The organism is Lentzea sp. NPDC003310, assembly GCF_040610935.1.
GTDB lineage: Bacteria > Actinomycetota > Actinomycetes > Mycobacteriales > Pseudonocardiaceae > Lentzea.
In genome coordinates, this window is record NZ_JBEXNC010000042.1 from 1 (window position 1) to 11728 (window position 11728).

11 protein-coding genes are annotated in these 11728 nt (G+C 28.7%); 6 read left to right on the plus strand and 5 right to left on the minus strand.

The annotated features are described in order from the left end of the window. Positions 1-50: 50 nt before the first annotated feature. Both ABZX02_RS43550 and ABZX02_RS43555 read left to right on the plus strand, forming a co-directional pair. Entirely contained in the window at positions 51-269 is a 219-nt protein-coding gene (locus ABZX02_RS43550; protein ID WP_355307912.1) for a helix-turn-helix transcriptional regulator, read from the plus strand. Positions 270-649: 380 nt separating this feature from the next. Beyond that, on the plus strand, positions 650-1519 hold the full coding sequence (locus ABZX02_RS43555) for a RepB family plasmid replication initiator protein (protein WP_252958559.1): 870 nt from the start codon (positions 650-652) through the stop codon (positions 1517-1519). Between the two features lie 118 nt (positions 1520-1637). On the opposite strand, the gene ABZX02_RS43560 is transcribed toward ABZX02_RS43555, so the two are convergent. From ABZX02_RS43560 to ABZX02_RS43575, 4 genes are all read right to left on the minus strand, one after another. Then, a complete protein-coding gene (locus tag ABZX02_RS43560) occupies positions 1638-2558 on the minus strand; it encodes a cation transporter (protein ID WP_002498909.1) in 921 nt (306 codons plus the stop codon). A 159-nt stretch (positions 2559-2717) separates the two neighbouring features. After that, positions 2718-4046, minus strand: a complete 1329-nt coding sequence (potE, locus tag ABZX02_RS43565; protein WP_002498214.1) for a putrescine-ornithine antiporter — start codon at positions 4044-4046, stop codon at positions 2718-2720. A 23-nt stretch (positions 4047-4069) separates the two neighbouring features. Beyond that, positions 4070-6244 carry an ornithine decarboxylase gene (gene speC / locus ABZX02_RS43570; RefSeq protein ID WP_002503038.1) on the minus strand — a complete coding sequence of 725 codons (2175 nt, stop codon included), beginning with the start codon at positions 6242-6244 and terminating at the stop codon, positions 4070-4072. Positions 6245-6681: 437 nt separating this feature from the next. After that, positions 6682-6777 (minus strand): type I toxin-antitoxin system Fst family toxin, encoded by a 96-nt coding sequence (locus ABZX02_RS43575; protein ID WP_002501808.1) that lies wholly within the window; start codon positions 6775-6777, stop codon positions 6682-6684. A 465-nt stretch (positions 6778-7242) separates the two neighbouring features. Between ABZX02_RS43575 and ABZX02_RS43580 the strand changes: the two genes are divergently transcribed. The 3 genes from ABZX02_RS43580 to ABZX02_RS43590 all read left to right on the plus strand — a co-directional run bounded on the left by ABZX02_RS43580 (position 7243) and on the right by ABZX02_RS43590 (position 9837). Beyond that, positions 7243-7872, plus strand: a complete 630-nt coding sequence (locus ABZX02_RS43580) for a YidC/Oxa1 family membrane protein insertase (protein WP_355307916.1) — start codon at positions 7243-7245, stop codon at positions 7870-7872. Between the two features lie 97 nt (positions 7873-7969). Then, on the plus strand, positions 7970-8176 hold the full coding sequence (locus ABZX02_RS43585; RefSeq protein ID WP_151558841.1) for a hypothetical protein: 207 nt from the start codon (positions 7970-7972) through the stop codon (positions 8174-8176). Positions 8177-8931: 755 nt separating this feature from the next. Beyond that, positions 8932-9837, plus strand: coding sequence for an ATP-binding cassette domain-containing protein (locus tag ABZX02_RS43590; protein ID WP_237615539.1), 906 nt, complete (start codon positions 8932-8934; stop codon positions 9835-9837). 166 nt (positions 9838-10003) lie between these two features. On the opposite strand, the gene ABZX02_RS43595 is transcribed toward ABZX02_RS43590, so the two are convergent. Further along, positions 10004-10453, minus strand: coding sequence for a hypothetical protein (locus ABZX02_RS43595; RefSeq protein ID WP_355307918.1), 450 nt, complete (start codon positions 10451-10453; stop codon positions 10004-10006). A gap of 277 nt (positions 10454-10730) precedes the next feature. Here ABZX02_RS43595 and mobV point away from each other — a divergent pair. Then, positions 10731-11728 (plus strand): MobV family relaxase (gene mobV, locus ABZX02_RS43600; RefSeq protein ID WP_355307920.1); only part of this gene is annotated, 998 nt, incomplete at its 3' end.

An 11728-nucleotide genomic window follows, 5' to 3' on the forward strand; every position in this document is an offset into this window, starting at 1 on the left:
TTTCTATATTATTATAAGAATTCCAAGGTAGCAAAGATATTGTATTGGAAATGATAGATGTGAGTATGATTTCTAAATTAATTGATGAAGATATTCAATGTCATCCTGAATTAAAAAATAGCTATAAAGAACAATCAGAAGCTTTAGATTTTGCGATAGATATGGTTCATTTGCGACAGGATTTAGGTTGGTCACAGGAGCAAATGGCTGAAATTATGAATGTATTACCATCAACAACAGTAAAAATTGAAAATGGAGATATTTTTTAAAGTTTATTTTTGTGTTTGTTTCTTTAGAAGTATATTTGAATGAGTTTGGAGTATTTCACTCCGACCTTTTTAATATCTTTTTATAAATCTTTTTATAAACCTTTTTAGAAGTCGTTTGAGCTTTAGAGCCACAGCTTATTTGAGATGCTTAAGGAGTAGTTTTGCCACATAAAAGGAGTAGTTTTGCCACATAAAAGGAGTAGTTTTGCCACATAAAAGGAGTAGTTTTGCCACATAAAAGGAGTAGTTTTTATTATAAACCTTCTTTTGTTAATTGACATTGTTATCAAAGTGTTTTAACGTGAAAATATCAATTCAATAAGGAGTATCATAAAAAAACATGCTCCTTATTGAAATAATTATGTTGAGGTATCTATATAATGACGGGGGAAACAGTAGTATACAAAAACGATTTGAATTTAGTTCCTTTAAGAAAATTCACCAGTACTGAAATTAATTTATTTTTTGCCATGTGTAATAAACTTAAGGAAAAAGAAACTAACACACTTCATTTATCTTTTGATGAATTGAAAGAATTGAGTAACTATAATCCGAAAACACGTAATATTAATAGATTCGTTAAAGACTTGGATGATGTATATAAGAAAATGTTGGAACTAACAATTAGATACGAAGATGATGAGGTTATAGAAAGATTTATTTTATTTAATCATTATAGAATTCATAAAAAAGATCAATACTTAGAAATTTCAACTTCTCCTAATTTAAAGCATATACTTAATTCAATTACTAGCAACTTTACTAAATTTGAATTAAAAGAAATGACAAATTTGAAATCTACATATTCAAAAAACATGTTTAGAATACTTAAACAATATAAACACACTGGTTATATGAAAATTAAAATTGATGATTTTAGAGAACGCCTAGATATCCCTAAATCTTATAGAATGACAGATATTAATAAAAATGTTTTGAAGCCTATTGTTACAGAGTTAAACACTATTTTTAACAATCTTCACATTAATAAAATCAAGGCTAAAAAAGGACGTAAAATTGAATGGTTAGAGTTTATCTTTGACGCTGAGAAGTGTATACATAGTAAACGAAAACCTGAAAGACAAGATAAAATTATGTCTAAGCGCTATAGTAGTCGAGAAAAAACACCTAAATGGTTAGAGAAAAAAGAATATACACAATCACACAAAATATACAATGAAGACACTAAATTAAGACAAGATAGAGAAGCATTTCAACGTCAATTAAAAGAAAAATGGGAGAATAAGTAAGAATGACAGTGTACTAATTTAAATATAAATTAGTCCTCCAAATGAATGAAGGACTATAACCATAATTAGTATAGAACACATTAATAATATTAACACTTTATGAGAATTAGAGAAATATTTAGTTTATTTGTCTTGAGTAATATTTTTCAGTGAATGAAATATTTAACCATTTATCAAAATTTATGAAATTTTGGTTAATTTCTTCTATTATTTCATTTCTGTATACATCTGCTTGTTCAATAGTTTGAATATAGGAATTTCTATCAACTATGTTTTGTAAATCAATATAAATAACTTGCCCCATTTTAGATATTCTAATATCTTCGTCTCTAATATTATATTCAATATTTTTTTTCTTTACTATATTATAAATATCATATTGTACTTCTTCTGAAGCAGACATTGATATAATTTCTTTACCATTTTTATATAGAAGTCTTATAGGCATAACTATTAAAATAATACCAGCGATTAAAACTAAAAAAGGATCTATGTAAGGAATTAGCCAATCAAATTTAGTATATTTTAGTATAAACATTAAAATAAAACCTAACACTAATCCAAAACTTACAAAAGTATCTAACAACCATTGAAGCATTTCTGCATATATTAAATCAGATTTTTTTCTATTTCTAGATAGAAGGAAACAGATTACACCACATCCTACAAAAGAAAAAATGCCGTAGAATAATCCTATATTGGCATTAATATTTCTACCGCCTTGCATAATCGCATAAATTGATGAAATTAATGATAATATGCAAAGAAGAAGAAGAATTGAAGAGTTGAAAACAATAGTAAGGGGCTGAAAAATGTATTTTCCAAATGGGAAAGACTCACGATTAGGTTTTTTTATAGTAATAGAAGTGAAAAGTGATAAAGCTGATATTAGTAAGCTTAAGACAGCATATAAACCATCAAGTAATACCATATCACTATTTGAAATAATACCCAGAAATATTCCAGTTACTGAAAAAATCAATGCTCCTAAAGTTGATATAAAAAGAATTCGGCTTATTTCGTTGTTGTGCATTTTCATTTTATCTTATCCTTTATTTTTATTAACATTTTCATTTTACGCCTATCTAAATATTTATTCAAAATTAATAATGTATATATTATATCCATTTCAAAAAACAGTCTAAGAAGCAACTCTTACTTCTTAGACTGTTTTTGAAATTTAAATCATAAATCGTTTCTATTCATTAACATTTTTAGACTTTTCTGTATCGAATCTATAAGAAATAAATCCATAAAGAGTCCATCCAGCAAATGTTACAATAGCACCATAGTAAACAGCTATTCCTCCAGAAGAGTAAATAGCATATAAAGTATATATACCAGCTAGAATTGCTATAATATTAGTCCACTTCATAGTTTTATTAGAAATATTTGTTGATGTTTCTTTTTGCATGGTTTTAATACTTGCCATTGTTAACACATAAGGCACTGCATTAGTTACCACCGCTAAATTGACTAATATTGTAAACTGTTTAGATAAAGATGGACTAATTGTCATTAATGAAATTAACGTTTGTAATACAGTAATAATTACCATTCCAATTATTGGTGTACCATTGCCGATAGTTTTAGCAAAGATTTTAGGGAAATATTTTTCAACTGCTGAGCTTCTAAATACTTCTGCAATGGTAAATTGCCAACCAATCAAAGATCCAAAGCAAGATATTATCATTAAAGCAATAACAATATTACCAATCGTAGGGTTAAACATATGACTAAATGCTAAACCAAATGGTGCACTAGATTTAGCTAAATCTTTAATAGGAGAAATACCTAAAATTACATTTGTAGATAAAATATACATTATTGCTGCACCTATAGTACCACCCATTACAGCAATAGGAACATTTTTCTTAGGATTTTCTACAGCATCACTATTAGCTGCAGCAGATTCAAGACCTAAAAAAGCCCATAGTGTTATAGAAATAGATTTACCCATTCCTTCTATAAAGCTATAATTGTGAGGGTTCCAAGATGTTGCAAAGCTACTTCCACTAAAGTAAAACCAACCAACAATACTGATGAAAATTACAGGTAAAATAACGCCCCAAACTGTAAACGTACTAATTCTTCCTGTAATATTTGCTCCTCCAAAATTCAATATTGTTGCAACCCATAAAACTACTATAGTCCACATTGCTGTTGCCAATGGTGATAAATGAACATTAAATAAAACAGCAATATAACCTACTGAAGATATAGCGATAGCCGCATTAGCTATAACTAGAGAGAGTCCATAAGTGTAATTAGTAAGGAAGGCTCCAGCTTTGCCAAATGAGTATTCTGCATATCCTCCCATTCCGCCACCTTTTGAACTATATAAGCCAGCTCTAGCGAATATAAAAGCTAACATTGTAGCTCCAATTGTTGTTATAATCCAAGAAAGTATTGACATTGTACCCACTTGTGCCAGATTAGTAGGTAGCATGATAATTCCTGAGCCCATCATATTAACAGCTGTAACAATCGTTAATTGAGTAACGCTCATTTTTTTCTTTTCAGACATAAAGATCTACCTTCCTTATTTAGTTATTTATCTAAAACATAACCAAATGCTTTGATTCGATTATCAACATTTTCAAAGTAAACACCTTGAATTTCTGGAGCAAATCCTGGAAATTCATTTATGCCATCTTCTAGTATTTTGAAATATGTTTTTGCTGTTTCGCTCCATTTTTCTCCTGGAACTACACAGAATATACCTGGCGGATAAGGTAAAGCTCCTTCAAGAGCTATTTCACCTACAATGTCATCTAATTCGACTAATTTAGCATTATTTCTTAATAATTCAATATTTGCGTCATAAGGTTTCATTCTATACTCAGGGAAATAATCTTTTAAGAACATTCTTTTTTGGAATTCTTTAGTATTATGCTCTTTATAGAAATCATGTAATTCCTGACACAATTCACGAATTGTATAATTTTTATATCTTTCGTAGTTACTATTATATAGTCTAGGTAAAACCACTTCTAAAGGCGCATCTTGATCAATGTATTTTTCAAATTGAATCAATTTAGATATTAAGTTATTCATTTTTGCATCGTCTTCTGCGGGTGTCATTAAAAATAGAATAGAATTTAAATCATTTTTTTCTGGTACTATACCATTTTCACGTAAATAGTTAGCTAAAATAACAGCTGGTATTCCAAAATTCATATAAGAATCATCTTTAGAATCTATTCCAGGAGTTGTTAATAGGAATTTATTAGGATCAATATAATATTGGTCCTTACCATAGCCGTTAAATCCATGCCATTTTTCATCTGGATTAAATTTCCAGTACTCTAAATTGCTTATAATTTCATCTGTACTAGCTTCTTCCCAATTTTTACCTTGAACTGTTTCTGGAATAAATGGTCTAATATATTTACATTTCTCTATAATTTTTTTTCTAGCATTAGTAGAAACAGTTAAACAGTCATTCCAAAGCTTTTCACCTAATTCTCCCTCTTGCATTTTGGCATTTATATCTAAAGAAGCAAATAATGGATAGAATGGTGATGTTGAAGCATATTGCATATATGCATTATTAAATCTTTTATGATTGATATAACGTTTTTGTCCTTTGATATGTTTGTCTTTTTTATGAATTTGAGAAGCCTGAGAAAATCCAGCTTGTTGTTTATGTGTTGATTGTACTACTAAGATACCAGGATCATTTTCGTCCAGGTCTAATAATAGTGGAGAAGATTTTTTCATTAATGGAATAAATTGTTCATAACCAACCCACGCTGAATCAAATAATATATAGTCACATAAATGCCCAATTTTTTCTACTACTTGTTTAGCGTTGTAAATTGTCCCATCGTAAGTGCCTAATTGAATGATTGCTAATCTAAATGGTCTATCCCACTTAGCTCTCTCTGGATCTACTTTAGCAGCTTGTTCTCTTAAATATTGTTCATCAAAATCTTTCTCATAAATACCACCTATAAAACCATAAGAGTCTCTTGAAGTTTGCATATAAACAGGTCGGCCACCATCTTTAACAAGAGCTGAATTATAAGCTGATTTATGGTTGTTTCTATCAAATAATACTAAATCATCTGGCATTATTGCAGAAGTTATAGCAATATTATTAGATGTCGTAGAACCATTCATAACAAAATAAGTTTTATCTGCATTGTAAACTTTAGCAGCATGTTTTTGTGCTTCTACAGCAGGACCTTCATGAATTAATAAATCTCCTAAATCTACATCTGCATTGCAAATATCGGCTCTAAATAAATTTTCTCCGAAAAACTTATAAAATTGTCTTCCGGCTGGATGTTTAGAAAAGTATTGTCCTCCTTGATGTCCTGGACAGTCAAATTGAATATTACTTCTTTCAGAATAGTTTACTAAAGTATTAAAAAATGGAGGGAGTATATTTTTTTCGTATTTAGATATTAAATATTCTATTTTTTTTGAAGTATAATCTTTGTTGAGGTTATTAACATCAATGATAAAATCCACAGATTCAAGATTTATACTGTCTTGTGAGTGCTTGTTATTAACATTTTCATAATTAGTAACTATTATTACCGGAATTCCCAAATTTTTCTCTATCATTGAATCTACAGAATCAATTTCATAATCCATCAAAATTATTGCGCCTACATCAATAAAATCTGTACTGCTATCATAGATTGAGACAACATCCCTACTACTATTAAAGTAATCTCTAGCTTCTTCAGAAGTAGCAATCTTTAAAAAATTCATAATAACTAACCCCTTTTAAATAATTTAATTACTTTCAAGATTATAGTACTACTTTCCTAAAAAATTGTTAATACTTTCACAAGTAAAAAATATATTAATTGTTGACGCTTTCATAAAAGATAAAAATAAAACCACTCAGTAAATGAGTGGTAACACGAAAAGTGAAAAAGACAAGGAAATAGTATATGATAAATTAACAAGTAATATCATCTATAAACGAAGGGTAACATACGATTATATTTTGTACATAACACTATTAACTAATCGATATTGGAAAATATTATAACCACTTGTTATATAAAAATTAATGTAAAATAGTTTACAAGTAAAGAAGTTACAAGATATACTGAAACTAACAAATATTGCTAACATTTACGCACCAAACCCCAGCCTACTGCAATAGGCTGGGGTTTTTCTTCGGTGTTGGCTACGCCGTCTTATTTTTTATTACGTTGCTCTAGCCAAAATTTAAACAACGCAACACAGCATTCTATAAAAATAGATACTGTTATATAAACAAATATCGCTAACATTTCATCGCACCCCCTCTCTACGTCAATTTGACGTCTGAGAGATAGACGACCTCAATAGTATAACAAAATCTTATTTTAAAGGGGTTACTGATTTTGAATAAAGATACAAAAGTTCTATAAATGAAAATACATGAAAACGTGTGGTTAAGGGTATGTATAAAAGATGCATAACCAATAATCCAAACAACAAGGGACAAACGCCGTCATTTCAGCGTTTGTCCCTTTGTGTTGAGTTAACATAATTATGTATTATAGGTAGTTAGTTTGTATAGTCTATTCATTGACTGAATTATATCAATAATTTTATTAACATTAAATTATTAGAATATTATCTATATTTATAATATATTATAAATATTAGTAAAGGAGGAATTTAAAGATGTTAGTAACTATAGTAAGTTGGATACTTACTTTCATAACTCTTGTAGCTATTGGCTCTTTAATTACAAAATTGAAAAATAAAAAATGAATTATCTGAATATACTAACTGAGTTCTTTACTTTTTTATTAAATTTTATATCTACATATATTGGTTCTCTTTTGTCAATTGTTGTTTTATCTTTTCTTGTTAAGATAATGCTTTATAAAAATCAAGTTGATAATTTGAATAACTCGATAAAAAGAGACTTAATTCATGATGATATACAAAAACTTTTACAACGATTTAATAAAACAAAAAATCTGGCTAAAAGGAAAACTATAAAAAAAAGAATGAAGACTCTTAAATTAAAAGTAGGTATTATTCCATTTAGACATCGATTTTTATTGATAATCATACAACTGTATGTACTAGCATCTTTTATAAGAGCGCTATATCATTTTAAAATTTACAATAATAATATATTATGGTTTAGTCTTAATAATAAAGATCCCTACTATATTTTGCCATTTTTAATACTTTTAATAAATTCCATATTAGAATGGCCGTACAAAAAAAGTATATCTAATTTCATTTTTTACACAATCGCTAATATTGGTATTTTTATTTTGACTACGCAGCTAAAATGCATAGTATTAATTTACTGGATAGTTATTTCTTTAGTCTCTTTAATAATAAAATATATATATATTAAAAATCACTTTACAAGAACTTAACTTAATATAAGTTGATTTTAAATTTAAAAAACATATAAACTAAAAACGGGAGAAAATAGAAAATAATAAAAATTATAGTGAAGAGAGGTTTTTAATAATGAGCGCTGTAGTAAAAAAGGTTGCACAATATTTAGTAAGTCATTGGAATCAATTAAGTTCAGGTGTACAATGGGCAATTAAACAAGTTGCCGGAAGTGCTTTAGTTCAAGCAGTTGAGTCTGGATACCAAGCAACAGTTAATTATTTATCTCACTTAAGTTCTTGGGTAGTTAATAAAATCGCTAGTATATTAGGTATTTCTTAATTTTTAAATAGGGTATTATTTTCTATTTTTCTCTCAATTAATATGGTATGGAGGTTTCAACTCAATTGCTCGCAATTATCAAATACGAATTAAGTTCATTATTAAAAAGCATTAAATCAATTATAATAATAATATTTTTCACTCTTATAACTTTTCTTACATCTAAATTTTTTGCTCATAATGAATTCATAATGAGTCAAGATCATAGTGACTCAGTATATACATCTACAATAAAGTTTTTATTCTTTTTTTTAGGTTTTATATTCATTGCTGCTGTTTCTCATGACATTTTAAATAAGGATATAGAAATGGAAACAATTAGATTTTTAGTTGCCAAAACAAGTCGTTTAAACATTATACTAGGGAAATTTTTTGGTGTCTATATTTTTTGGATGCTATGCTTAAGTGTTTGTTTTTTTATAACTTTCCTATTCTCTGGAAAATGGCCTTTATATGATTATCTAAGTATTTCTATTTTCTTATTTTATGCCATAGCTTTTACATTTCTCTTGTCAATTACTATACCGAAACCAAGTTTAACAATGTTACTTGGAATTATACTCGGTTTTATTATACCTATACTAGGAATTGTTGCCACATTTAAAAGTAATATTTGGTATCTTTTACCTTTCAAATATATATTACCTTATTTTTATATACTTAAAACTGGATTTTTTATGTTGATACCTTTATTCATAGGTTTCTTATTAATTAGTATTTCTCTTGTCATGCTTAAAAGGAAGGATCTTTAGTCTATGGAAGCAATTAAATTAACAAATCTCAACAAACAATATAACAAGAAAAAAGTACTAAATGATTTAAACTTAGCTATTCATCAAAACGAAGTATTCGGTTTGATTGGAAGAAATGGTGCTGGAAAGTCTACACTTTTACATACTATTAGTGGTATTATACATAAAACTTCCGGAAATATTTCAGTATTTAATTATAAAAATATAGAAAATATAAAAAAAGAAATTGGTGTCATGCCAGATGCCTCAAATTTATATCCTAATTTAAATGCCATAGATTTTTTAAAATATATGGGAGGAATTAAAAAAGTTAAATATTCAACTAACGACTATTGGACAGTCTTGGAGAAAGTCGGTTTAAATAATGTTAAAGATAAAAAACTTAAGGACTTTTCTTTTGGTATGAAAAAGAAAATAAGTATCGCTCAAGCGATACTTGGAGATCCAAGTTTAATCATTTTGGATGAACCGACTTCAGGATTGGATCCTGAGTCAAGTATCAAAATTCGGAAACTAATATTAAATCTCAAGCAACAAGGAAAAACAATTTTTCTTACTTCTCATAATTTTGAGGAAATCGAAGAAATTTGCGATAGATTAGCAATTATGAATAATGGTCAAATTGCTAAAATGGGAACTATAGATGAATTGAAAGATAGTACTAATGAGATTAAAATTCAAATTAAAACATTAAAAAAATTAGCATCTAATCAACTTTATGATATTAATAATATATTAAAAGATAATAGTCAAACGCTAGAAATACAAGAAGATAATTTGTTTTGTATAGAAGTTAGTTCAATAAATGAAATACCTAAAATTATTTCAATTTTAACAGAAAATAATATTGAAATAATAGAAGTTACTCAACAACGTTCTTCTTTACAAGATATATTTATGTCTATATAAAAAAATGATTTTGATACATAAATCTTAGAAAAGAAGCCAGTAAATGAATCTATATAGATTCATTTACTGGCTTCTTTATTTACAATATTTCATCTTGTTTCCTCAAAGATGTCTTGCTTTTTGAAAAGACTTATATAACGCTTACTTATAATTTAGTAATTCATTATTATTCTTTCAATCTTTTAATCGCTTTTTTTAGTGGCCGATCATCACGATATGTATTGAAATTCAAGAATGCCGTACTATCAAAATGTTGTAATAAGTGATGAAAGACGTCATTTTCTTGTCTCATTTGGGCTATTTCATCTTCCAGTTGATGAACATGTTGCTGGAGTTCTTGGTTGTTGGATTTGAGTGCCTCGTTATCTTTTTTCAGCTGTTCAATGACTTCATGCCAATCATTTGTATCATTTTTAGAATGAGAATCATCCATTATTATTTGTTCTTTTGGATATTCAATGACCGTCGGTTTAATCCGATTACCCACTGCTGTTTGGCGTATATATTCTGTTGTATTCATACTACGTATGTAGGCTAAATCTTGTATTTTTTTGTATTGCTCTTGACTTACACGAATTGTTAGGATTTTTTCTTTTGAATTTTGTTTTTTTGGCATTGAACCACCTCATCGTTAATATATGATAAGCAAACATATGTATGCTTATCTTTATATTAATATAACATACATATGTTTGCTAATATGTATGCCAAATGTTAGCTATAGAACGGCATTCAAAAATATATTTTTGAATGTAGTGATGGCCTCGCCAGAGCGAAGATAACTCTTACATTCAAATGTAAGAGTATATCGAACTATACTCTCATTGCGGAATCAGCCTCACATGTTTGAGGCGTAGCGGTGAGAGTATCTATCATTTTACATAAGCGAAGCATTGTCGAAGGTAGACAATCACAGCGCTTGTAAAATGATATTTGCGAAGGTTCTCGAAAGTAGAGAACCACAGACAAATCAAAAAGCTTCGGGGAGGGCGCTCAATTTGAAATTAGCTTGGAATACGCAAAAAAATAAAATGAGCGATGTTAAAGGCAAAGAGATGGAACAAGAACGTAAAGGGAGAATCAAAAACGATGAGATTGATTTGAAACGGACAAACTTAAACTTTGATTTAGTTGAAGATGAACGTCATTTGTATCATCGTGTGAAAGATAGAGTCGATTATTATAGAGAACAGGGGTCACGTGTACAGAAAAATAGTGTAGTGATGTATTCCAATATCATTACGTTATCGAAAGAAGAAGCCGATCGTATGGGAGAGACACGTACAAAACACTACTTTAAGACATGTAAAGATTACTTCAGTAAACGTTTTGGCGAAGCCAATGTTGTTTCAGCGAAAGTGCATATGGATGAATCAGCGCCTCATATGCACCTTCACTTTATACCTGTTAATCATCAAGGACGGTTATCAGCACGTACAGCTATGAATCGGCAAGCCATTAATCACATCCATGATGAATTAACAACACATCTGTGCCAGCAAGGTTTTGATGTTGAACGTGGGAGTACCGATGATAATAAAACGTATATTCAAGATATTCATGAATATAAAAAGAAAGCGAAAGTTTTAAGTGAATTAGACCAACAAATTGAAACGAAAAAACAATTGTTGAGGGATATCAACGATTTACACGATGAAAAAGAACATTTAACTCGGGATATTCAAAACTTAAAACGGAAAAATCATTTTTTACAAGAGGATTCTCAACAGGTTCAAGAAGATATCGACCTATACAAGCAACTGAGAACGATTTCTAGAGACGATTTTAAAAAAGAAGAGGAAAAGTACCAAAAAGAAATCAAAGCGTATGAGGCGTCTCTGAGTGGCCTTAGAATGAATTACCGAGATTTGGACAAGCGCAATCAACATTT

Coding starts and splice junctions, on each gene's coding strand:
- ABZX02_RS43550 (WP_355307912.1), top strand. CDS start 51: ATGATAGATGTGAGTATGATTTCTAAATTAATTGATGAAGATATTCAA.
- ABZX02_RS43555 (WP_252958559.1), top strand. CDS start 650: ATGACGGGGGAAACAGTAGTATACAAAAACGATTTGAATTTAGTTCCT.
- ABZX02_RS43560 (WP_002498909.1), bottom strand. CDS start 2,558: ATGAAAATGCACAACAACGAAATAAGCCGAATTCTTTTTATATCAACT.
- potE (WP_002498214.1), bottom strand. CDS start 4,046: ATGTCTGAAAAGAAAAAAATGAGCGTTACTCAATTAACGATTGTTACA.
- speC (WP_002503038.1), bottom strand. CDS start 6,244: ATGAATTTTTTAAAGATTGCTACTTCTGAAGAAGCTAGAGATTACTTT.
- ABZX02_RS43575 (WP_002501808.1), bottom strand. CDS start 6,777: ATGTTAGCGATATTTGTTTATATAACAGTATCTATTTTTATAGAATGC.
- ABZX02_RS43580 (WP_355307916.1), top strand. CDS start 7,243: ATGAATTATCTGAATATACTAACTGAGTTCTTTACTTTTTTATTAAAT.
- ABZX02_RS43585 (WP_151558841.1), top strand. CDS start 7,970: ATGAGCGCTGTAGTAAAAAAGGTTGCACAATATTTAGTAAGTCATTGG.
- ABZX02_RS43590 (WP_237615539.1), top strand. CDS start 8,932: ATGGAAGCAATTAAATTAACAAATCTCAACAAACAATATAACAAGAAA.
- ABZX02_RS43595 (WP_355307918.1), bottom strand. CDS start 10,453: ATGCCAAAAAAACAAAATTCAAAAGAAAAAATCCTAACAATTCGTGTA.